Origin of the sequence: Streptococcus sp. V728, assembly GCF_052077995.1 — a bacterium.
GTDB classification, from domain to species: Bacteria; Bacillota; Bacilli; order Lactobacillales; family Streptococcaceae; genus Streptococcus; species Streptococcus infantis_B.
Window position 1 is genome coordinate 54,963 of sequence record NZ_JBQJJH010000004.1, and the last position, 23,575, is coordinate 78,537.

A 23,575-nucleotide genomic window follows, 5' to 3' on the forward strand; every position below is an offset into this window, starting at 1 on the left:
GATGAAAAAGAAAGCATTTGGTATTGTGTTGCTAGTATTGGCAGCTTTAGTATTGTTACAGGGGAATTTTGGAATCCCTTCATTTGGAGGGCAGATTTGGCCCTTGATTGGTATTGGATTTTTTGCCTATCAATCAGTTGATGCTTTGCTTCGCCGTCGTTTGACACCAGCAGTTTTTACAGCTTTTATAGCCCTATTGATTGCCAATCATTTTTATGACATTTTACCGATCCCCAATCAATCACTGTTTTGGGCAGGAATTCTAATCGTGCTCGGAGTTAGTATGCTGACTCATACTAATCGGACTTGGAATGGGAAAAAATGGTGGTATGACGGTGAAAAGACTATCCTTACAGAAAAGGAAGTAGCCTTTGGTAGCGGAACTTTTTACAAGCAGAACCAAGATTTGGTAGAAGACGAGTTTGAAGTCGGATTTGGGAATGCCAAGATTTATTATGACAATGCAGAGATGTTAGGTGATAGCGCAACCTTGAAGATAGAAGTCGGATTTGGGAATGCAGTTGTCTATGTTCCCCAACACTGGAGAGTGGATCTGAAAGTGGAGACTTTCTGTGGAGCAGCCAAGGCAGACGCTCCTGTAGCCCCAACGAGCAAAACCTTGATTATCCGTGGAGACGTAGCTTTCGGGAAACTTGGTGTCGTCTACGTTAAATAAAAAAAGTCTTCCAATTCCCTTGCCAAAATGGAGAAAGTGTGATAACATAGTACGGTATGTGGTGCTAGCACATCCGCTATATTAGATCTAATAGGAGGAAAACACAATGGCTAAAGTATGTTACTTTACAGGTCGTAAGACTGTATCAGGAAACAACCGTTCACACGCGATGAACCAAACTAAACGTGCCGTAAAACCAAACCTTCAAAAAGTTACTGTTCTTATCGATGGTAAACCTAAAAAAGTTTGGGCTTCAGCTCGTGCTTTGAAATCAGGAAAAGTAGAACGCGTTTAATAAACATGAAAAGACCGACGAGGTCTTTTTCTTTTGCTCGAAAGCTGAAATCATTTGAAAAATCAAGCAAAAATCCGATGATACATCATTCTGCTTTTACAGTTGGGCTGAAATATGATAAAATAGAGTATCAACTAGTTGAGGTAAAAAAAATGACTGTAAAAATTAATACAAAAGATGGTCAAGTCGAACTAACTGATGATGTGATCGCTACTGTTGTAGGTGGTGCAGCAACTGAAATTTTTGGTGTAGTCGGTATGGCTAGTAAAAATGCCCTCAAAGATAATTTCCAAGCCCTTCTTGGTAAGGAAAATTATTCAAAAGGTGTAGTCGTTAAAGCAGCTGAAGACGGTAGTATTGCAGTTGATGTATATACTGTATTGAGCTACGGTACAAAAATCAGTGAAGTTTCAAAAAACATCCAAGAGCGTGTTCGCTTTAGTTTAGAGAACCAACTTGGAATCACTGCGCAAACTGTGAATGTCTACATTCAAAATATCAAAGTTGTAGGAGAATAATCGTGTCAAATATTACTACAAGCTTATTTCAAGAAATGGTACAGGCTGCTTCAACTCGTTTGAACAAGCAAGCCGAATATGTCAATTCATTGAACGTCTTTCCAGTTCCAGATGGAGATACAGGAACAAACATGGGGATGACGATCGAAAATGGTGCTAAAGAAGTCGCAGACAAACCAGCTTCAACAGTTGGAGAGGCTGCAAGTATCTTGGCTAAAGGTCTTTTGATGGGTGCGCGTGGAAACTCAGGAGTTATCACTTCTCAGCTTTTCCGTGGGTTCTCACAAGCCATCAAGACAAAAGAAGAGTTAACAGGGAAAGACCTAGCTCTTGCCTTCCAATCAGGTGTTGAAGTAGCCTACAAGGCTGTTATGAAGCCAGTTGAAGGAACTATCTTGACCGTATCACGTGGTGCTGCCATCGGTGCTAAGAAAAAAGCAGAACAGACAGATGACGCAGTTGAAGTTATGCGCGCTGCCTTAGAAGGAGCTAAAGCAGCCCTTGCCAAAACTCCAGAAATGCTTCCAGTATTGAAGGAAGTTGGAGTTGTGGACTCAGGTGGTCAAGGTTTGGTCTTTATCTATGAAGGATTCCTTTCAGCTCTTACTGGTGAATACAGTGCGTCTGAAGACTTTGTAGCTACTCCAGCCAATATGGGTGAGATGATCAATGCAGAACACCACAAATCTGTAGCTGGACATGTGGCAACTGAAGACATTACCTTTGGTTACTGTACTGAGATCATGGTTGCCCTTAAACAAGGTCCGACTTATGCTAAAGAGTTTGACTACGAAGAGTTCCGTAACTACTTGAACAATCTTGGGGATTCTCTACTTGTTGTCAATGACGACGAAATCGTTAAAGTTCACGTCCATACAGAAGATCCAGGCCTTGTTATGCAAGAAGGTCTCAAATATGGTAGCTTGGTCAAGGTTAAAGTCGATAACATGCGTAACCAACACGAAGCGCAAGTAGAAAAAGAAGCTCAAGTCAGCAAACCAGCTGAAGAAAAAGAATATGCCCTTATCGCAGTAGTAGCTGGACAAGGCTTGGCAGACATCTTCCGTGCCCAAGGTGTGGATTATGTCATCGAAGGTGGACAAACTATGAACCCTTCGACAGAAGACTTCGTCAAGGCTGTTAAGCAAGTTAATGCTCGCAACATCATCTTCTTGCCAAACAACAAAAATATCTTCATGGCAGCTCAATCTGCAGCTGAAGTATTGGAACAACCAGCTGTTGTGGTAGAAGCTCGTACAATTCCTCAAGGATTGACTAGTCTTCTTGCCTTTGACCCAAGCAAATCAATCGAAGAAAATAAAGAACGCATGACTGCAGCCCTTGGCGATGTCATCAGTGGTAGTGTAACAACAGCCGTTCGTGATACAACTATCGATGGTTTGGAAATCCATGAAAATGACAATCTTGGTATGGTTGATGGTAAGATCCTCGTATCAAACCCTGATATGCACCAAACCTTGACTGAAACTTTGAAACACATGTTGGACGAAGACAGTGAAATCGTAACCTTCTATGTCGGAGAAGACGGAAGTGAAGAATTGGCAAATGAAATTGCTCAAGAAATCGCAGAAGAATTCGAAGATGTTGAAGTAGAAATTCACCAAGGTCAACAACCAGTTTACCCATATCTTTTCAGTGTGGAATAAAGATTAAATAATAGAAAAAAGAAAGTTGATTTCTCAACTTTCTTTTTTTGTGACATTTGTCATATTTCCTAATGACAGAAGCTTCTAGTGATTCTACCTTCAAAGAATTATACTAGATGTATCAAATGGAGGAAGAAAAAATGAAACATAAAGTAATTGTCGCAATGAGTTTAGTAGCAGCAGGAGTCATGACTTATCTCATGTTTTCAGGATTGGACGAAGGCTTCTATCATTTTCCTTGGGAGTTATTTGCAGGATTTGGTATGATGTCTTGGTTGATCCGAGAAGGTTTGAAATTGGTCTCAGATGTGAAAAAGGAGTTTGAAAAATGAAAAAAGCGATTCTCTATCTCTTTATTGCACTATCACTAGTGGTATGGTTGGTCGAAATGTTTACAGGGTGGTTTGACCAAGCCTTCCTTCACCAAGTCATTCGCGGTGCTTGGGGTCTAGGATTTATGATTTTTATCGCCTTTCCGATGGGGAAGGAGTGGTTGAAAGGAGAATATCATGAACATGATTAAGGTAGAAAGTCTAAATAAGAACATCAAGGGCAAGGCTATTTTGAAGGATATTTCCTTAGAGGTAGCAGAGGGCGAATGCGTCGCCTTGATTGGTCCAAATGGTGCCGGTAAGACAACACTCTTGGACTGTTTGCTTGGAGATAAACTAGTCACCAGCGGTCAAGTATCCATCCAAGGCTTGCCAGTGAAGAGTTCTCAGTTAGACTACACCAGAGCCTACCTCCCTCAAGAAAATGTCATTGTTCAGAAATTAAAGGTTAAAGAGTTGATTGCTTTCTTTCAAAGCATTTATCCAAATCCCTTGAACAACCAGGAAATCGATCAACTATTGCAGTTTGACAAGCAACAAAAAGAGCAGTTGGCGGAAAAATTGTCAGGTGGACAAAAGCGTCTCTTTTCATTTGTCTTGACCTTGATTGGCCGACCAAAGCTTGTCTTTTTAGATGAGCCAACTGCGGCCATGGATACTTCAACCCGTCAACGTTTTTGGGAAATTGTCCAAGACTTAAAAGCGCAGGGAGTCACCATTCTCTATTCGTCTCATTATATTGAGGAAGTAGAGCATACAGCGGACCGGATTTTGGTCTTAAATAAGGGAGAGTTGATTCGTGATACGACACCTCTAGCCATGCGCAGTGAGGAGATTGAAAAGCACTTCATCCTACCTCTAGCTTACAAGGAAGTCGTCGAACAGTCTAACTTGGTTGAAAACTGGTCACAAAAACAAGATGCCCTGCAAGTAGTTACACGCGAAGCAGATGCTTTCTGGGAACTGTTAGTCCAGGCAGGCTGTAGGATACAAGAAATTGAAGTCAATAACCGTAGCTTGCTAGATACAATCTTTGAAGAAACACAAAAGGGAGATGACTAAGATGAAACGATGGATCGCACTAAACAAGATCGAATTTCTATTGACCAAACGACAATTAGTCTATTATCTATTATCCGTAGGGATGCCGACGGCCTTCTATTTATTCTTTTCAGGCATGTACCAGGATACACCAGATGGGCCAGCTAATTTTATGCGCGACTACCTTATCTCTATGACGGCCTTTTCTATGATGTCGACAGCTATGTTTTCATTCCCAGCTGTTTTACATACCGATAAAATCAACAACTGGCAGAAAACATTACGCCATACTCCAGTAAATATGGTAGAATATTATCTATCAAAGATAACAAGTATGATGGTTGATTATTTGGTTTCAATCCTGGTTGTTTTCTCAGTTGGGCACTTGGTCAGAGGTGTGGATATGCCTTTAGGAAGCTGGATTGGGGCTGCGCTCTTGCTGATTGCGGGAAGTATAGCCTTTGTAGCGCTTGGTTTGATCCTGACACTCTTACCGTCTAGTCAGCTGATGTCTGTCGTGGGCAATCTTCTCTATCTAGGCTTGGCTGTTTTAGGCGGACTCTGGATGCCCATCACTTTATTTCCAGACTGGATGCAAGCAATCGGGAAGTGTCTACCAACCTATCAGTTGATGGAATTGCTCAAGACCTTCTTAAACGAGGGAGGCATCAATTTATCATCCACAGTTTATCTACTTGTTTTTTCAGCAGTTTTATTTGGTTTGACTATTTACCTTCAAGGTCATAAGGAGAATGCTTAATGCTTGAAAGACTGAAAAGCATACACTATATGTTTTGGGCCAGTTTGATTTTTATGGTTTTCCCTATCCTCTCTGCAGTAGTTGGGGAAATTCCTAGCTGGCATTTACTAGTTGATATTCTATTTGTGGTGGCTTACTTAGGCGTTTTGACAACCAAGAGCCAGCGATTATCCTGGCTCTTTTGGATTATCATGCTAGCCTATGTAGCTGGGAATACCGTCTTTATTTATGGCAACTATGTCTGGTTCTTCTTTTTCCTTGCCAATCTCTTGATTTATCATTTTAGAGTGCGTAGCTTACGTCCTCTTCATGTCTGGACTTTTCTCCTTGCTCAAGTTCTTGTTGTTGGACAACTCATGATGTTTCAGTCAGTCGAAACTGAGGCTGTAGCCTTTGAGCTTGGGATTCTTACTTTTGTCGATTTGATGACATTGGGTTTGGTTCGGATTCGCATTGTCGAGGATTTGAAAGAAGCCCAGGCCAAGCAAAATGCTCAGATAAATTTATTGCTTGCTGAAAATGAACGCAGTCGTATCGGTCAGGATTTGCATGATAGTCTGGGGCATACCTTTGCTATGCTGAGTGTCAAGACAGATTTAGCCTTGCAGTTATTTCAGATGCAGGCCTATCCACAGGTGGAGAAGGAATTAAAAGAAATTCACCAGATCAGCAAGGATTCTATGAATGAAGTACGAACCATCGTGGAAAATCTGAAATCACGGACTCTAGCATCAGAGCTTGAAACTGTCAAAAAGATGCTGGAGATTGCTGGAATTGAGGTTGAGGTTGACAATCAATTGGACAAGGCTAGCCTGACCCAGGATGTGGAGTCGACGGCTGCTATGATTTTGTTAGAACTGGCGACCAATATCATCAAACATGCCAGTGCTGAAAAAGCCTATCTAAAACTGGAACGTACAGATCAGGAATTGCTATTGACGGTCAGAGATGATGGGAAAGGTTTTGCAACTGTAAAAGGAAATGAACTCCATACAGTCCGAGATCGTGTTGCAGCCTTCTCAGGTCAAGTAGAGCTGGTCAGTTTGAAACGTCCAACAGAGGTGCGCGTGCATCTGCCTTATAAGGAGAGAAAGTAGATGAAAGTATTAGTCGCAGAAGATCAAAGTATGCTTAGAGACGCCATGTGCCAGCTCTTAAGCTTTCAGCCAGATGTAGAGACTGTTCTGCAGGCGAAGAATGGAGCCGAGGCTATTGAGGTTTTGGGGAAAGAAGCAGTAGATATTGCCATCCTTGACGTCGAAATGCCAGTCAAGACAGGACTCGAAGCTCTCGAGTGGATCAAACAAGAAGTGCCTGAAACCAAGGTGGTTATCGTTACGACCTTTAAACGTCCAGGTTATTTTGAACGAGCGGTCAAAGCAGGAGTCGACGCCTATGTCTTGAAAGAGCGAAGCATCGCCGAACTCATGCAAACCCTACATACGGTGTTAGAGGGGCGCAAGGAATATTCTCCAGAGCTGATGGAAGTCATGATGACCCATCCCAATCCCTTGACCGAGCAGGAAGTAGCTGTTTTACATGGAGTAGCACAGGGGCTGTCCAACCAAGAGATTGCGGACAAGCTCTACCTCTCAAACGGTACCGTTCGTAATTACATGACCAATATCCTCTCCAAACTAGGCGCCAGCAACCGAACCGAAGCAGCCAAAACTGCCGAAGAAGAAGGCTGGTTGTGAGGGGGGAGAAAGAAAAAATCTCTTAGAAATAGAACTAAGAGATTTTTTGTGTCGTTCAGAGCTATTTTGCTACCCAACCGATGGCATCGTGTGGTGGGTTTTCGGTATCAATCCAGATAAATTCAATACCGATTTCCCCGTTTTTAAACTTGGTCAATCGAATTCCGTTGATTTCCAGTTCATTGAGTCTTTGACCTGTCAAGACTTCTCTTTCCTTCAACTGGAAAACACCACGCAAGATCCAATTTCCAAGAATTTCTTGCTTATCAGTTGACTGAATAGCCTTTCCAGCTTCTTGGTTGATATAGGCGTTGATGACATCACCAGAAGGTAAGAAGCGTAGTTTAAAGGTTCGTTCTTCTTTGGACAGGGCCAGTTTTTTAGTCCCAGATTCAAAAGTTCCAAATCCAGGACCAAAGAAGTCGGGCCTTTCGTCATGGAAGTTTTTGGAGTCAGGTAGCGGGATATAAACTTCGCTAACTGGACGATAAACTAGCTGTTCAATTTCTTTAATGAGTTTTTCATTGCCAGTATTATGGGCAAAGTGAATTAAGTCCTCACGAATCGCCTTCATCTGAACTTTTTCTTCCTTGCTGGTCCACTTTTTCAAGAGGATTTCTTCTAGGGAGAAAGTCACAAAAGCTAGTTCTTCAGGAGCTAAATTGTCCTTGAATTTATCCTGAATCTTTAAAATCCGTGGTAGACGATCTTTTTTGGCTAGTTTTGATCCACCGTTAAAGGCATTGAAACCAGAGTTTTCTTCCACATTTCCATGTTTATCTGTGATAACCCAAGACACTGTTTCCAAAATATCGGATTGTTCCTTTTTGGCTGTCAGTAGATGAAGGTTTTCAAAGAGAGAAAAAGGATCTTCGATATAATGGACGTCCCAAGTGTCTACAACAATGTCTTTATTGTTAAAAGTCATGTGGAGCTGGCTGTCAGCTGCCGTGTACTTGTAGTGGTGTTGTCCATCCGTAAATCGAAAATTAGTAGGGTTGTTTTTGGTAGTTGATCCTTCAATGACTAGATTATCAATATCGACTGGCAAATAAGATGTTTCACCGACAAAAATCTTAGGATTTTCTCCCTTTGGTGTCGGCATCAGAACGTGGTAAACAGCTTCAACATTGACCGAGTCAGAGTTGAATCCCTTGATCTGTGCCTTAGAAGATTCGATTCTCTGGTTTCTCAAGGTCGCAATCTTTCGTGCTAACTCTTCATAGCGTTGATAGTTTTCCTTGTCTGCAGCTTCTTTATCTGCTGAAATATCCGCATGAAACTTGATATCACCCAATAAGTCCGTCCAAGATTGAGAATCTTTTTTAAACTGAGCGATTTTTTGGTCTCCAGAATTAACCCCAAAAGACTTAATACCCACTAGGTATTTATGATTTTCATCCACAACGACGGAAGCATCATAGGAAGTATTGGCGATATCTTCCCCGACAGCATTAAAAGCCTTCTGGAAAACAGTCTCCTGGAATTTGGAGTTGACAATCGGAGCGACAGAATGTTCTGTTTGTTCCTCGTCTTCGGATTCTGCCTTTTGAGAGAAAGCCTGGCTCAAGCTAGCGAAGTTGGTAATTAAGGTTTTGTATTTGTCTTTTTGTTCAGACTTTAGATGTTCCCACATAAGCGCCCTCTTTTCTATTTTCAGTATATCAAAAGAAGATTAGTTTTTCACTAATCCTCTTATATATTCGTTAATTAATACTGTAAAATTCGAGTCTGCCTTGTTTTTTAACAAGTCTCAAATATTCTTCATCTGACAGAAGGGCTAAACCATCGTCATAAGCTTTGATTTTTTCAAGAGCCTGGTCATAGCTATCCACAAAATCCTTGACATAGGACTGCCCTTCAAATTGACCATTCATCTTGGTATAGATAATGGCGAATTTTCCTGAGCGGTCAAGTTGAGATTGCCCTTGGCTTTCGTTTAAAGCCTTAGCAACATTTTCCGCGATGCGTTTAATCACAGGCACAACCACGCTGTTTCCAGCTTGCTTGTATAGCTGACCATTAGAAACCCCTTCTGGGATTTTAAAGGATTTAGGATAGCCTTGAACATTAAAGGTTTCTTTCGGTGTCAGCTTGCGAATCTCACCACTGTCCGTCAAAATCAACGGAACGTTGTGTCCGCCTGTTCCCATATTGGCTGTGAGGGTAGGGACAACGCCATTCTTATTTTCACGGACATACTGACGACGCCATTGGTAAACTGTATCTTGACTAGTCACTTCAAACTTCAACTGGTCGTAGAAATTCTGCTTGCCTTCACGGTAGTAGTAGACCTCGTCTAGCTGATCACCAAAGTTAATGACGTCTTGAAGAGTCGTGGTTAGTTTGATTTCCTCTGGGAACTCAAATAAGTCATAGGCTTCTTTTGTATCAAAACCAACAATGTAAATCCGCTCACGGTTTTGTGGGATATTTCCATAATCTTTTCCGTTAAGAACCTTCCACTTGATAAAGTAGTTATTCTCAGTCAAGGCTTCACGAATGACCTTGAAGGTATTGCCATGGTCATGACCTACCATGTTCTTGACGTTTTCGATGAAAATAGCGCGAGGTTTGCATCCCTCAATCATGCGAAGCAATTCGAAGAAAAGATCGCCACGATCATCATCAAAGCCCTTGCGATAACCCGCAATACTAAAGGCCTGGCAAGGAAAACCTCCCATAATCACATCCACGCGCTCAGCCGGAATATCCTCTGGCTGAACATCGTGAATATCACGACCATCCAAATAGGTATCTGGATGGTTTAACTGATAAGTCTGACGCGCATACTTATCAAATTCATTGGCATACACCACTCTGAACTCGTTGGTCTGTTCAAATCCCAACTCAATTCCCCCAACACCTGAGAAGAAAGCTGCAATGTTGTACTTCTCAGGTCGGTTCGAACTTACAGAATTTGTCATGTAGTAACCTGCTTTCTAAAATAAATAACTAAATGTTATGACGGTTTATATAAAAATCAACATTATGGAATCCTTCTACCAACACAACCCCATGTAAAAATTTCCTTTCCAAGCTCAGTCCATTTTGAATCAATAAATGTATTTTTTACGAAGTTCTCAAATATGAAAATTAAATCTTCACCGTTCTCTAAACTTTTCTTAGAAAGGTATTCAATAGCTTTTTCCAATAAACCACATTGACTAATAATAACTTTGGAAATATGTAAGCTTTCTAAATTTTCGCTTACTTTAAATGATTCAACACAATCTTTCCAACAAGCATCATAGTTATCAGTATATGTTTTATTTCCTAGATAGATACCCTTTTTCATATCAAAGTAAAAATACAAATTTGATTCTTTCTCATACAATCTATTTAAAAACTTTATAGTATGTTGTGCATTAATTTCTCTACTATCATATATTTCTTCAATGAGTTTTAACGGAATTAAGTTCTCGACTTCATGGACACCCTGCTCAGCTAATGAAATACATTCGAAAAACTTTCTGTCTTTTGAGTCTATTATCTTTAGTACAGCTTTTAACGTTCCACCTATTGTATCCCCGGGATATTTTTGGTCGCCATCAAATATACCGAGTAATAATCTATTTTCTTGCTTAATTAACCCATCAAGTATAGTAGCAGAATTTTGTCCACCTCCGGGGACTATATCAAACGAAAGGTTATAACTAATTCTATTTCTAGAGGCAAAATACAATCCAATATAGTGATAAAAATCAAAATCGGTTGAATCTTCAACTATAAGTTGTGTTTTCGATAAAAACTCATTTTTAAGAATATCTGATACTGTAATAATATGACAATTATCACATTCGATACTATTATTAGCAACAATTGTATAGTATCTACTTACAACTTTTTTTAATCCTTCTGTTTCAGGGCTTTTTCTTCTCAAATCACCAAATAACCTCCGAGCATTAACCTCAAGAAGTGTACAGTTTTTTAAGTAATCTAGCACATCACGGTCTGCAATAATTACGTTTAATCCTTTTCTCCTATTTGTCGCTAAACTATTTAGCATAGAACATACGTCTGGGTCCTCCTCTGCTAATAATTGCAGACAACTTTTATGAATTTCAAATATCATTTTAGAGATAATTCCCTTCATCAAAGAATCCAATAGGCCAGTTTTCAAGAAACCCTTCTTCATCATACGAAGAAGACTCAACAATTGTTTCCATTTTCTCATTTTTCTTTGAAAAGATTTGTATGTTTACATCTTCGTTTCCTATTTTCTTCTTGTAGATTAAATCTCCAATTTTATTAATAATTGTTTCACTGTGAGTTTCAATAATAAATCGGAAATTACGATTAGCTAAACTACATATCGCTGAAATCAGCTTACTTTGTAGTTTTGGATGTAAATGAAGTTCGGGTTGTTCAATAATAATTGTGGTAGGGGATTTCAATAAATACAATTTTTTCCGTGGATTATAAGCAATAAACCAAAGTTGAGTTACAATAGGAAGGATTTGGCTATAACCGAATCCAGTATCAGATAGGTTATATCGATTCTGATCTCCATTTTTTCTAATATAAATAGATACATATCCTTTATTAATCCCATCGTAACCTATTTCATCTTTTTCTACTTGGAAGCCTAAAAATTCATTTGTCCATTCTTGAAATTGTTGAAACTTTATATTATCAAGATTATACAAAAAATCAACAAGATTCCTGCCACTAGAATCTACTTCTTCAATTGATAAATTTCTTAGCCTATAATATCTTTCAGCAGTAGCTCTGATAGGAGCAATATAAACAGATTTATTAAAATAGGACGTGATATAGTTATCAGAAATTTTTAAAATCATCTCTAAAAATTTAATCATTAGTATATCTTTATAAATTATTAACTCGTTTTCTGATAATTTCTTAACTTTTGTAATTTCAAACTCGTCATTATCACGGTTTACTTTAAATAACTTTTCCAAATCTCTTTTTATAATATCATGATATTCCCAAAAGGTCGGTATATCATCACTGTTTATTTCTTTAATTATGTCTCCTAATTCTTTTTCGAGAATCTCTTCTGAATCAAGTAGATTATTTAGTTGAAAAATACTATCTAATCTATGTATATATCCACTATCTGAAGTAAGTAATCCATATTCTCTATCACCTATATTTATTTTCTTACTTTGCACATCAATCGTTATGTCTTCATCCAATATAGAAATAGTTACTCTTGAAATTCTCTCTAATTCATTACTTTTATTTTTTTCTAAACAAATTGAAATAGTTGTTTTGTTGAATTTAGGTACTTTTTCAAAAAAGGATCGTTTGTTTAATTTGTAAAAACGAGCGTATTTTATTATTTCGTACCTAGGAACGTCAAATGAAAATGAAAATTCCATTTTGTCGTGTCCCTTTTGATTATTAACCGCTGTATCAAAATCACCAAAATCTACGTCGTTTTGATCATAACCACTCCAAAACAAAACACCTCGAATCTTTCTATTAATAGTTTGTTTTAATAAAGGAAAAAAACGTAAAAAAGTACTTTTACCCGAGCTATTAGACCCCAAAATAACATTTAATGGTTTAATTTCAATATCCCCAGTATCTACAAGACTTCTTAAATTCTTAAGTCTAATCGAATCCATATATCCGCTCCATTTCTTTTGTTCAGTTATAGAAATTAAATCACTTCCACACTACTTAACCAACTTCTTCATCTCATCAATACGTGCGACTGTAGCGTCGTACTTGGCTTGGTAGTCGGCTTGTTTGTCGCGTTCTTTTTGGACGACTTCTGGTTTGGCATTGGCTACGAAGCGTTCGTTAGAGAGCTTCTTACCAACCATGTCCAGTTCTTTTTGCCATTTAGCCAGTTCCTTGTCGAGACGAGCGAGTTCTTCTTCGACATTGAGGAGGTCTGCCAGTGGCAAGTAGATTTCTGCTCCTGTGATGACGCTTGACATAGCGAGTTCAGGTGCAGGGATGTTTGATGCGATTTCCAAGTGTTCTGGATTTGTGAAGCGTTTGATGTAGTTGACATTGCTGTTAAAGAAGGTTTCCAAGTCGCTATCGCTTGTCTTAACAAGGATGGTGATTGGCTTGCTTGGTGCTACGTTTACTTCAGCACGCGCATTACGAACGGCACGGATCAAGTCTTTGAGGCTTTCTACACCAGTGTGGGCAGCAAGGTCTTCAAAGGCTGGATTAACAGTTGGGTATTCCGCTGTAACGATAGAGCCTTCTGAGATTTGTCCAAAGATTTCTTCAGTCACGAATGGCATGATTGGGTGAAGGAGACGAAGGATCTTGTCCAAAGTATAAAGGAGAACAGAACGTGTGATAACTTTCTCTTCTTCGTTATCGCTATAAAGGACTTCCTTGGTCAACTCAACATACCAGTCCGCAAACTCGTCCCAGATGAAGTTGTAGAGGATGTGACCAGCGACACCAAACTCAAACTTGTCAAAGTTTTCAGTGACTTTTCCGATGGTTTCATTGAGGTTGTGGAGAATCCAGCGATCTGTGACGTTTCCAGCTTCCTTGTTAACAACTTTTTCCACATTAGCAGTTGCTTGTTCAAGGGTCAAACCTTCATTGTTCATGAGGATGTAGCGAGAGATGTTCCAGATTTTGTTAATGAAGTTCCATGAAGCATCCATTTTCTCGTAAGAGAAGCGCACGTCTTGGCCTGGTGCAGAACCGTTTGAAAGGAACCAACGAAGGGCATCGGCACCGTATTTCTCGATAACATCCATTGGGTCAATTCCGTTACCGAGAGATTTAGACATCTTACGTCCTTGCTCGTCACGAATTAGACCGTGGATAAGGACATTCTTAAATGGTTGGCGTCCTGTGAATTCCAATGATTGGAAGATCATACGAGATACCCAGAAGAAGATGATGTCGTAACCTGTTACCAAGGTTGAAGTTGGGAAGTAACGTTTGAAGTCTTCTGAGTCGACATCAGGCCAGCCCATAGTTGAGAATGGCCAAAGGGCAGAACTGAACCAAGTATCCAAAACGTCTTCGTCCTGAGTCCATCCGTCACCTTCTGGAGCTTCTTCGCCAACGTACATTTCACCTTCAGCATTGTACCAAGCAGGGATTTGGTGACCCCACCAGAGCTGACGAGAGATTACCCAGTCATGGACATTTTCCATCCATTGAAGGAAGGTATCGTTGAAACGAGGTGGGTAGAATTCTACCTTGTCCTCTGTGTCTTGGTTGGCAATAGCATTTTTAGCCAATTGGTCCATCTTCACGAACCATTGCGTAGACAAGCGTGGCTCAACCACGACACCTGTACGTTCTGAGTGACCAACACTGTGAACACGTTTTTCGATTTTGACGAGGGCGCCGATTTCTTCCAACTTAGCAACGACTGCCTTACGAGCTTCGAAACGATCCATGCCTGCAAATTCGAAGGCCAAGTCATTCATGGTTCCGTCATCGTTCATAACATTGACTTGTGGTAAGTTATGGCGTTGTCCAACCAAGAAGTCGTTTGGATCATGGGCAGGCGTGATTTTCACGACACCAGTACCAAACTCTGGATCTGCGTGCTCATCTCCAACGATTGGAATCAATTTATTAGCGATAGGAAGGACGACGTTTTTACCGATCAAATCCTTGTAGCGTGGGTCTTCTGGATTGACCGCAACGGCAACGTCCCCAAACATAGTCTCAGGACGAGTTGTCGCAACTTCAAGGGCGCGTGAGCCGTCTTCCAGCATGTAGTTCATGTGGTAGAAGGCACCTTCCACGTCCTTGTGGATAACTTCGATATCAGAAAGGGCTGTGCGAGCTGCTGGATCCCAGTTGATGATAAACTCACCACGGTAGATCCAGCCTTTCTTGTATAGATCCACAAAGACCTTGCGCACGGCTTTTGACAAACCTTCGTCAAGCGTGAAACGCTCACGAGAGTAGTCTACAGAGAGCCCCATCTTGCCCCATTGTTCCTTGATAGTAGTGGCATATTCGTCTTTCCATTCCCAGACTTTGTCAAGGAATTTCTCACGACCGAGGTCATAACGGCTGATGCCCTCACCACGCAAGCGCTCCTCAACCTTAGCCTGAGTCGCAATCCCCGCGTGGTCCATCCCTGGAAGCCAAAGCGTGTCGAAACCTTGCATGCGTTTTTGACGGATAATGATATCTTGCAAAGTTGTATCCCAAGCGTGACCAAGGTGAAGTTTCCCAGTTACGTTTGGTGGTGGAATCACGATTGAATAAGGCTTAGCCTTTTTATCGCCTGAAGGCTTGAAAACATCTTCGTCAAGCCATTTTTGGTAACGACCAGCCTCAACCTCGGCTGGATTGTATTTAGGTGAAAGTTCTTTAGACATGTGTGTGTCCTTTCTAGTTATTTCTATTTTTAATGTTGACCTTGAGTTTCCCACTCGTTCTTCAGCAAGCCGTATCTCAAATCATCACAGCGATTGCCCTGAGCATCTTTCCGGTCTCTTATCCGAGCTTCGAGGGTGAAAGCAAGCTTCTCAGCGACTCGTTGACTTTGGACATTGTAACCAAAGCAAGACAATTCTATCTTGTGAAGTCCCAATTCTTTAAAAGCTAAATCAATCAAGGCACGCGCCGCTTCTGGTACATAACCTAGGCCCCAATAGTCTGGGTGCAAGGTATAGCCAATCTCCAGTACATCGTCTTCATGGCGATGGTTGAAATCAACTGAGCCAATAACTTTATCAGTCCCTTTGACCACAATTCCATAGCCTGCTGGGAGATTGTCCTTTTCATTGCGCTTGGGAAGGATATGTTCCAGATAATAAATCTCATCTTCCAAGGTCTTGACGGGTGGGAAACCTGCTGGGTAAGAAACTTCTGGGAGACTAGCGTAGGCATGGATATCCTCAGCATCCGCCACTGTACGGACTCGTAAGACTAGACGCTCCGTTTCGATTCGTTCTGGCAGTTCAGCTCTTGTCATTCTTCTGCCTCGCTTTCTTAATAAAGCTCCCCATGGGATCGACTCGGTCATCTAGATAACGATAAACACGCTGGTGGCCGTCCCCCATAAAGTAGGTCGGCGCAAAACGGTCATTTTTAAAATGTCCCTTGTCATCTAAGAGTTCTGGATCAGCCAGTCGCTCGAGAACCTTGGCAAAGATATGGCAGATGCCATCTTCTTCGACAATTCGATCTACCTGGCAATCCAAAACGACTGGACAAGCCTCTAAAATCGGTGCCTGAGTTCGTTCAGAAATCTCATAGTCAAGCCCCAGGTGTTTCAATTTCTCCCGGTGACTGATAAAGCCAGCCTGCTCCATCTCAAGCATGAGGTTTTCGTCAGGGATGTTCACAGTGAACTTCTGGTAATGCTTAATCTGGTCAGCCGCATTTTCCTCAGAACCAACCCCGATGACCAACCAATCGCCCAGGCTATATGAGGAACTGCAGGTCGTAATATTGTGCCCAAAGTTCTGGTCCTGATACCCTAAGATGAAGATAGGAAAACCAAAGTAGAGCTTACTGGTTTTAAAAGATTGTTTCATGACAACTTCCTTTTGCTAGGCCGCAATAAAAAAATCGCCCCTGTCATCAATCTGACAGGGACGAATGTGTTTAATCCGCGGTACCACCCAATTTCGGGCAGAGCCCGCATCTCTCGTCTTTAAAACAAAAAGACATTTATATTTCATTTTTAAATTTCATCCATTAGCAACCAGTTTTGACACATTTGTGGATTTCTCAGCTCCGCCACTTTCTGTAAAATGTGGGACTCAAAACACCTCTAATGGCTTTATTTTAACAAGTTTTTGACGGAAATGCAAGGAACAAGAAAGATTACTTGAACTTGATGCCGTTTTCTTTTAATTTCTTGATAGTAGCTGGACCGATTCCTTTCAAGGCAAGGAGTTCTTTTTCTGTCCAGTTTTTGAAGTCAGCAGCTGACTTGATTCCTTCATCGTAGAAAGTCTTGGCACGGTCGACTGAAAGTCCACCTAGGTTGGCTGCGAATTCTTCTACTGAGCTTGTAACTTTTTGAGCTTGTTCTTTAGTTGCCTCTACAGTTTTTTCAACTTGCTTAGAAACAGCTTTACCTGCGTTGTTTGCAGCTTTTTCAGCGTGTTTCACAACTTTTTTTGTTTCTTCGACAACCTTGTTTACTGCGTTTGAAAGTGCGCCTGAGCGACGAAGACTGTTTCTTAATTGTTTTTTACGTTGTAGTTTTTTTGACATGATAAGATCCTTTCAATAAAAAACCCCTGTGACTGAACAAGGATAAATCTTTATGTTTTATTGTATCAACTTTCTTTGGGAAATGCAAGGCTTGTTAGTTTAGAAAGATAGGAGTTATATAGGAAATTCCGCCTTAGAATAAGAAAAGATGTTAGAAGAAATGCGAAAAATATGGTATAATGAAACGATAGATTTTTGAATAGGAATACAATCATGTTTGGATTTTTAAAAAAAGATAAAGTTACAGAAACACCAGCGGTAGTGCCAGCTCACATCGGGGTTATCATGGATGGGAATGGTCGTTGGGCTAAAAAACGCATGCAGCCACGTGTCTTTGGGCATAAGGCTGGGATGGATGCTCTGAGAACAGTAGCCATTGCGGCCAGTGATATGGGTGTCAAGGCTATGACAGTTTATGCCTTTTCAACTGAAAACTGGACTCGTCCAGACCAGGAAGTTAAGTTTATCATGAATCTGCCGGTTGAATTTTATGATAAGTATGTTCCTGAGTTGCACCAAAAGAACATGAAGATTCAAATGATTGGGGAGACTGATCGTTTGCCTAAACAGACTTTTGAAGCTTTGAAAAAGGCAGAAGAGTTGACCAAGTTAAATACAGGTTTGATTCTCAATTTTGCCCTTAATTACGGTGGACGAGCTGAAATTACACAGGCAGTCAAGTTGATTGCGCAGGATGTTTTGGATGCCAAGGTAAATCCGGGCGATATTACAGAAGAGTTGATTGGGGAATATCTCTTTACGGGGCATTTGCCGAAAACTTTACGCGATCCAGATTTGATCATCCGAACTAGTGGCGAGCTTCGTTTGAGTAATTTCTTGCCTTGGCAAGCAGCTTATAGTGAACTTTATTTCACAGATGTCTTGTGGCCTGACTTTGATGAGGAAGCCTTGAAGGAAGCTATTGCAGAGTTTAACCGCCGCAATCGTCGATTTGGAGGAGTATAGGAAAATTATGAAAAAGGACTTAATAAAGAGGACCATATTTGCCGCTTTGGCCCTAGCTATCTTTATCCCACTCTTGATGGTTGGAGGACTGTGGCTACAGATTGTGATGGGAATTTTAGCCATGCTTGGAGTTCGTGAATTGCTCCAGATGAAAGGTTTAAATACCATGACCCCTGAGGGCTTGTTAACCTTGCTAGCAACTTTCGTACTAACTATTCCCTTGGAAAACTATCTGACCTTTTTGCCCGTAGATGGAAATGTCGTCGCATACAGTGTTGTAATTTTTGTTATGCTTGGAGCGACTGTCTTCAGCAAAAACTACACGATTGAGGATGCCGCCTTCCCAATTGCTATGAGCTTCTATGTTGGTTTTGGATTCAACGCTTTAGTCGATGCTCGAATCGCTGGCTTGGATAAAGCACTCTTGGCTCTCTGTATCGTGTGGACAACAGATAGTGGTGCCTACCTAGTGGGTATGAATTTTGGAAAGAGAAGATTGGCTCCAAGAGTTTCTCCTAACAAATCAGTAGAAGGAGCTTTTGGTGGGATTGTAGCTGCTATGCTTGTCACACTCATCTTTATGTTAGTGGATAGCACAGTTGCCCTTCCTTACGGCATTTATAAAATGATGCTCTTTGCAATTTTCTTTAGTATTGCAGGTCAATTAGGTGATTTGATTGAAAGTGCCATGAAACGCCATTTTGGAGTCAAGGATTCAGGATTCTTTATTCCAGGGCATGGCGGAGTACTGGATCGTTTTGATTCTATGCTAGCAGTTTTCCCCATTATGCACCTCTTTGGCTTATTTTAAGGAAAGGTGAACAGAAATTAAATGATAGGATTATTAACCTTTATCCTTGTTTTTGGAATTATAGTGGTGGTTCACGAGTTCGGACATTTTTATTTTGCCAAGAAGTCTGGCATTCTGGTTCGTGAATTTGCCATTGGAATGGGACCAAAAATCTTTTCCCATATCGGGAAAGACGGGACAGCTTACACGATTCGTCTCCTACCGTTGGGTGGTTATGTCCGCATGGCAGGTTGGGGCGAGGATACCACAGAGATTAAGACAGGAACCCCTGTTAGCTTGACTTTGGCCGAGGATGGCAAGGTTAAGCGTATCAATCTTTCTGGTAAGAAGGTCGACCAAACAGCCCTTCCGATGCAGGTAACCCAATATGACTTTGAGGATAAACTCTTTATCACAGGTTTGGTCTTAGAAGAGGAAAAAACGTTCTCCTTAGACCATGATGCAACTATTGTGGAATCTGATGGAACGGAAGTTCGTATCGCTCCGCTAGACGTTCAATATCAAAATGCAACTGTCTGGGGCAAATTGATTACCAACTTTGCAGGCCCCATGAATAACTTTATCCTAGGAGTTGTCGTCTTCTGGATTTTGATTTTCATGCAAGGTGGTGTTCGTGATACACAAAGTAATAACTTTAGTATCATCCCTGATAGCGCGATTGCAAAGGTCGGTATTGAAAATACGGCCCAAATCACTAAAGTCGGTTCACACGAAATCAGTAACTGGCAAGATTTGATTCAGGCAGTGGAAGCAGAGACCAAGGATAAAACAGCACCTGTTTTAGATGTGACAGTCTCTGAAAATGGAACTGAAAAACAAGTCAGTGTGACACCTGAGGAAAGCCAAGGGCGTTATATTTTGGGTGTTCAACCGAGACTCAAATCAGATATCTGGTCTATGTTTGTAGGTGGATTCACATCTGCAGCTGACTCAGCCTTGCGCATTCTCAATGCCTTGAAAAACTTGATTTTCCAACCTGACCTGAATAAACTGGGTGGTCCTGTTGCCATCTTTAAGGCAAGTAGCGATGCTGCTAAGAATGGACTTGAAAACGTCCTATTCTTCTTGGCTATGATTTCTATCAATATCGGGATTTTCAACTTGATTCCTATCCCGGCACTTGATGGTGGGAAAATCGTGCTCAACATCATCGAAGCTATTCGCCGCAAACCACTGAAACAAGAAATTGAAACCTATGTTACTCTAGTCGGAGTTGTGATTATGGTTGTCTTGATGATTGCCGTTACATGGAACGACATCATGCGAACCTTCTTTTAAGAATTAGAGGAAAAATATGAAACAAAGTAAAATGCTAATCCCAACGCTTCGCGAAATGCCAAGCGATGCTCAAGTTATCAGCCACGCTCTTATGTTGCGTGCTGGTTATGTTCGTCAAGTATCAGCAGGAGTCTATTCTTACCTGCCACTTGCTAACCGTGTTATCGAAAAAGCTAAGAAGATCATGCGTCAAGAATTTGACAAGATTGGTGCTGTTGAGATGTTGGCTCCAGCCCTTCTCAGTGCTGACCTTTGGCGTGAATCTGGCCGTTATGAAACCTACGGTGAAGACTTGTACAAATTGAAAAATCGTGAGAAATCAGACTTTATCTTGGGCCCAACTCACGAAGAAACCTTCACAGCGATTGTCCGTGATTCTGTCAAGTCTTACAAGCAATTGCCACTAAACTTGTACCAAATCCAGCCTAAATACCGTGATGAAAAACGTCCACGTAATGGACTTCTTCGTACGCGTGAATTCATCATGAAAGACGGTTATAGCTTCCACGCTAACTACGATAGCTTGGATGTAACTTATGATGAGTATAAGGCAGCCTATGAGCGTATCTTCACTCGTAGTGGCTTGGACTTCAAAGCCATCATCGGTGACGGTGGAGCTATGGGTGGTAAGGATAGCCAAGAATTTATGGCCATCACACCTGCTCGTACAGACCTTGACCGTTGGGTTGTTTTAGACAAGTCTGTCTCATCATTTGATGAAATCCCTGCAGAAGTGCAAGAAGAAATCAAGGCAGAATTGCTCAAATGGATGGTTTCTGGTGAAGATACCATTGCTTACTCAAGTGAATCAAGCTATGCAGCTAACTTGGAAATGGCAATGAACGAGTACAAACCAAGCAATCGTGTTGTGACTGAAGATCAAGTGGCTCGCGTGGAAACACCAGGTGTCAAATCGATTGATGAAGTCGCAGCTTTCTTAAATGTCTCTGAAGAGCAAACAATCAAGACCTTGGTTTATATCGCAGACGAGGAGCCAGTTGTGGCTCTACTCGTTGGCAATGACCAACTCAACGAAGTTAAATTGAAAAACTATCTTGGAGCAGACTTCTTAGAACCTGCAACTGAGGCAGAAGTGAAAGAATTGTTGGGAGCGGACTTTGGTTCTCTTGGCCCAGTAAATCTTCCAGAAAATGTTAAGATTATCGCTGACCGCAAGGTACAAGATAGCCGTAATGCGGTTGCTGGTGCCAACGAAGATGGCTACCACTTGACTGGTGTAAACCCAGGTCGTGACTTCACTGCCGAGTATGTGGATATCCGTGAAGTTCGTGAAGGTGAAATTTCTCCTGACGGACAAGGTGTTCTCAACTTTGCGCGTGGTATTGAAATTGGTCACATCTTTAAACTGGGTACTCGTTACTCAGCAAGTATGGGAGCAGATGTCTTGGACGAAAATGGCCGCGCTTTGCCAATCATCATGGGATGCTACGGTATCGGTGTTAGTCGTCTCCTTTCAGCAGTTATGGAGCAACACGCTCGCCTCTTTGTTAACAAAACTCCTAAAGGGGAATACCGTTACGCTTGGGGTATCAATTTCCCTAAAGAATTGGCGCCATTTGATGTACACTTGATTCCAGTTAATGTCAAGGATGAAGCAAGTCTTGAATTGACTAATCGTATCGAAGAAGCCTTGGTCAACAAAGGATACGAAGTCTTGACAGATGACCGTAACGAACGTGTCGGAGTTAAATTCAGCGATAGCGATTTGATCGGTCTTCCAATCCGTATCACTGTTGGTAAAAAAGCAGCCGACGGTATCGTAGAAGTGAAGATTAAGGCGACCGGAGATACAATCGAAGTTCACGCAGATAACTTACTTGAAACCCTTGAAATCCTAACAAATAAATAAAATCTATAATCAGAAGAAAAACAAGACAAAAATGTAACTAGTTTTTGCCTTGTTTTTTCTTTATAATGGGATAAAATAAACATAAAAAGAGTAAATAAAGAGGTAGAGCTATGCTAAAATTTCCAAAGGATTTTGTCTGGGGTTCCTCAACTTCTGGACCACAGACAGAGGGGCGAGCGCCTGGTGACGGCAAGGGAGATAATCTCTGGGATTATTGGTACCAAGTAGAGCCAAACCGTTACTTCAATGGCATTGGCCCTGACAAAACGTCGACCTTCTATGAAAACTGGGAGAAGGACATTGAACTTTTGTTAGAAACAGGTCATACAGCCTTTCGTACTTCTATCCAGTGGTCTCGTATTTTCCCACAAGGGCGTGGAGAAGTCAATCCTCAAGGTGTGGCTTTCTATCGTCAGGTCTTTGAAGCTATTAAGGCTAAGGGAATTCGCCTTTTAGTCAATCTTTATCACTTTGACTTGCCTTTTGCCCTTCAAGAAGATGGGGATGGTTGGGAAAATAAGGCGACCATCAAGGCTTATGAAGACTATGCTCGTTTCTGTTTTGAAACTTATGGAGACTTGGTGGACCAATGGATTACCTTCAATGAGCCCATCGTTCCTGTAGAATTTGGCTATTTCTATGATGCCCATTATCCTCATAAGGTAGATGCCAAAGCAGCAGTTAAGGTTGCCTACCACACGCAACTAGCCAGCACTCTTGCGGTCAAAGCTTGCCATGAGGTCTTACCAGGCTCTAAGATTGGGATTGTCCTCAACTTGACTCCGGCTTATCCACGTAGCCAGCATCCTGCGGATGTCAAAGCTGCACGCATTGCGGACCTCTTCCAAGCGCAATCTTTCCTAGATTCATCTGTCTTGGGAACTTATCCAGAAGAGTTAGTGGAGATTTTAGCAGACCATGACTTGTTACCAGAATACACAGCCGAAGAGTTGGAGCTGATTCGTGAGCACACAGTAGATTTCCTTGGAGTCAACTACTACCAGCCTTTGCGTGTCATGGCGCCACGTTTTGCCAAGCATCCTGACAGCCCCCTTTTGCCAGAGCATTTCTATGAGCCTTACGTCATGCCTGGTCGTAAGATCAATCCGCACCGCGGTTGGGAAATCTACGAGCAAGGAATTTATGACATTGCCCAAAACATCAAGGGAAACTATGGGAATATTGAGTGGATGTTAACTGAAAACGGTATGGGTGTTGAAGGTGAAGATAAATTCCGTGAAAATGGCATGATTCAGGATGATTACCGTATTGACTTTGTCAAAGGTCACCTTCGTGAGCTTCATCGTGCTATCGAAGACGGTGCTAATTGTAAAGGATATTTGATTTGGACCTTTATCGATTGCTGGTCATGGCTCAACAGCTACAAAAATCGCTATGGTTTGGTCGAGCTAGACTTAGAAACACAAGAACGCCGCCTGAAAAAATCCGGCCACTGGTTCAAAGAACTCAGTGACAATAATGGATTTTAAAAGTAAAATAACCAATTAGATTAAG

Annotated in this window: 23 protein-coding genes; 15 read left to right on the top strand and 8 right to left on the bottom strand. The window is 41.3% G+C overall.

Annotation, left to right across the window (positions count from 1 at the left end; genetic code table 11):
* Position 1 precedes the first annotated feature (1 nt).
* The 10 genes from ACTO1Y_RS06955 to ACTO1Y_RS07000 all read left to right on the top strand — a co-directional run bounded on the left by ACTO1Y_RS06955 (position 2) and on the right by ACTO1Y_RS07000 (position 6,986).
* Entirely contained in the window at positions 2-676 is a 675-nt protein-coding gene (locus ACTO1Y_RS06955) for a LiaF transmembrane domain-containing protein (RefSeq protein ID WP_441348756.1), read from the top strand.
* Between the two features lie 106 nt (positions 677-782).
* Complete coding sequence (gene rpmB / locus ACTO1Y_RS06960; protein ID WP_001140948.1) at positions 783-971, top strand: 50S ribosomal protein L28; 189 nt, start codon at positions 783-785, stop codon at positions 969-971.
* Between the two features lie 152 nt (positions 972-1,123).
* A complete protein-coding gene (locus ACTO1Y_RS06965) occupies positions 1,124-1,489 on the top strand; it encodes an Asp23/Gls24 family envelope stress response protein (RefSeq protein ID WP_000216443.1) in 366 nt (121 codons plus the stop codon).
* A gap of 2 nt (positions 1,490-1,491) precedes the next feature.
* On the top strand, positions 1,492-3,156 hold the full coding sequence (locus ACTO1Y_RS06970) for a DAK2 domain-containing protein (protein ID WP_441348757.1): 1,665 nt from the start codon (positions 1,492-1,494) through the stop codon (positions 3,154-3,156).
* Between the two features lie 125 nt (positions 3,157-3,281).
* Entirely contained in the window at positions 3,282-3,488 is a 207-nt protein-coding gene (locus ACTO1Y_RS06975) for a hypothetical protein (RefSeq protein ID WP_025170070.1), read from the top strand.
* Positions 3,485-3,679, top strand: coding sequence for a hypothetical protein (locus tag ACTO1Y_RS06980; RefSeq protein ID WP_000709296.1), 195 nt, complete (start codon positions 3,485-3,487; stop codon positions 3,677-3,679). The genes ACTO1Y_RS06975 and ACTO1Y_RS06980 overlap by 4 nt, the downstream gene beginning before the upstream one ends.
* Positions 3,666-4,550, top strand: coding sequence for an ABC transporter ATP-binding protein (locus tag ACTO1Y_RS06985; RefSeq protein ID WP_441348758.1), 885 nt, complete (start codon positions 3,666-3,668; stop codon positions 4,548-4,550). Before ACTO1Y_RS06980 ends, ACTO1Y_RS06985 begins: the two co-directional genes overlap by 14 nt.
* 1 nt (position 4,551) lies before the next feature.
* Positions 4,552-5,289: an ABC transporter permease gene (locus tag ACTO1Y_RS06990; protein ID WP_006151291.1), complete on the top strand. Its 738-nt coding sequence runs from the start codon at positions 4,552-4,554 to the stop codon at positions 5,287-5,289.
* A complete protein-coding gene (locus ACTO1Y_RS06995) occupies positions 5,289-6,386 on the top strand; it encodes a sensor histidine kinase (protein WP_441348759.1) in 1,098 nt (365 codons plus the stop codon). Before ACTO1Y_RS06990 ends, ACTO1Y_RS06995 begins: the two co-directional genes overlap by 1 nt.
* Positions 6,387-6,986: a response regulator transcription factor gene (locus tag ACTO1Y_RS07000; protein WP_006154868.1), complete on the top strand. Its 600-nt coding sequence runs from the start codon at positions 6,387-6,389 to the stop codon at positions 6,984-6,986.
* A 61-nt stretch (positions 6,987-7,047) separates the two neighbouring features.
* On the opposite strand, the gene ACTO1Y_RS07005 is transcribed toward ACTO1Y_RS07000, so the two are convergent.
* The 8 genes from ACTO1Y_RS07005 to ACTO1Y_RS07040 all read right to left on the bottom strand — a co-directional run bounded on the left by ACTO1Y_RS07005 (position 7,048) and on the right by ACTO1Y_RS07040 (position 17,135).
* Positions 7,048-8,622, bottom strand: coding sequence for a hypothetical protein (locus ACTO1Y_RS07005; protein WP_441348760.1), 1,575 nt, complete (start codon positions 8,620-8,622; stop codon positions 7,048-7,050).
* Positions 8,623-8,692: 70 nt separating this feature from the next.
* On the bottom strand, positions 8,693-9,913 hold the full coding sequence (locus ACTO1Y_RS07010; protein WP_441348761.1) for a DNA cytosine methyltransferase: 1,221 nt from the start codon (positions 9,911-9,913) through the stop codon (positions 8,693-8,695).
* A gap of 62 nt (positions 9,914-9,975) precedes the next feature.
* Positions 9,976-11,082, bottom strand: coding sequence for a hypothetical protein (locus ACTO1Y_RS07015; protein ID WP_223334071.1), 1,107 nt, complete (start codon positions 11,080-11,082; stop codon positions 9,976-9,978).
* Positions 11,063-12,580 (bottom strand): AAA family ATPase, encoded by a 1,518-nt coding sequence (locus tag ACTO1Y_RS07020; RefSeq protein WP_223334069.1) that lies wholly within the window; start codon positions 12,578-12,580, stop codon positions 11,063-11,065. The genes ACTO1Y_RS07015 and ACTO1Y_RS07020 overlap by 20 nt, the downstream gene beginning before the upstream one ends.
* 51 nt (positions 12,581-12,631) lie before the next feature.
* A complete protein-coding gene (locus ACTO1Y_RS07025; RefSeq protein WP_441348762.1) occupies positions 12,632-15,283 on the bottom strand; it encodes a valine--tRNA ligase in 2,652 nt (883 codons plus the stop codon).
* A 29-nt stretch (positions 15,284-15,312) separates the two neighbouring features.
* On the bottom strand, positions 15,313-15,882 hold the full coding sequence (locus tag ACTO1Y_RS07030; protein ID WP_441348763.1) for a GNAT family N-acetyltransferase: 570 nt from the start codon (positions 15,880-15,882) through the stop codon (positions 15,313-15,315).
* Complete coding sequence (locus ACTO1Y_RS07035; protein ID WP_441348764.1) at positions 15,869-16,447, bottom strand: flavin reductase family protein; 579 nt, start codon at positions 16,445-16,447, stop codon at positions 15,869-15,871. Before ACTO1Y_RS07035 ends, ACTO1Y_RS07030 begins: the two co-directional genes overlap by 14 nt.
* 292 nt (positions 16,448-16,739) lie before the next feature.
* Positions 16,740-17,135, bottom strand: a complete 396-nt coding sequence (locus ACTO1Y_RS07040) for a helix-hairpin-helix domain-containing protein (RefSeq protein WP_006151340.1) — start codon at positions 17,133-17,135, stop codon at positions 16,740-16,742.
* A gap of 213 nt (positions 17,136-17,348) precedes the next feature.
* On the opposite strand from ACTO1Y_RS07040, the gene ACTO1Y_RS07045 reads away from it, so the two are divergent.
* From ACTO1Y_RS07045 to ACTO1Y_RS07065, 5 genes are all read left to right on the top strand, one after another.
* Positions 17,349-18,101 carry an isoprenyl transferase gene (locus tag ACTO1Y_RS07045; protein WP_016466323.1) on the top strand — a complete coding sequence of 251 codons (753 nt, stop codon included), beginning with the start codon at positions 17,349-17,351 and terminating at the stop codon, positions 18,099-18,101.
* A 7-nt stretch (positions 18,102-18,108) separates the two neighbouring features.
* On the top strand, positions 18,109-18,912 hold the full coding sequence (locus ACTO1Y_RS07050) for a phosphatidate cytidylyltransferase (protein WP_441348765.1): 804 nt from the start codon (positions 18,109-18,111) through the stop codon (positions 18,910-18,912).
* A 21-nt stretch (positions 18,913-18,933) separates the two neighbouring features.
* Positions 18,934-20,190 carry an RIP metalloprotease RseP gene (gene rseP / locus ACTO1Y_RS07055; RefSeq protein ID WP_441348766.1) on the top strand — a complete coding sequence of 419 codons (1,257 nt, stop codon included), beginning with the start codon at positions 18,934-18,936 and terminating at the stop codon, positions 20,188-20,190.
* Positions 20,191-20,206: 16 nt separating this feature from the next.
* Positions 20,207-22,060 carry a proline--tRNA ligase gene (locus ACTO1Y_RS07060; RefSeq protein ID WP_441348767.1) on the top strand — a complete coding sequence of 618 codons (1,854 nt, stop codon included), beginning with the start codon at positions 20,207-20,209 and terminating at the stop codon, positions 22,058-22,060.
* A gap of 110 nt (positions 22,061-22,170) precedes the next feature.
* Positions 22,171-23,550: a glycoside hydrolase family 1 protein gene (locus tag ACTO1Y_RS07065; RefSeq protein WP_441348768.1), complete on the top strand. Its 1,380-nt coding sequence runs from the start codon at positions 22,171-22,173 to the stop codon at positions 23,548-23,550.
* The last annotated feature ends 25 nt before the right edge of the window (positions 23,551-23,575 follow it).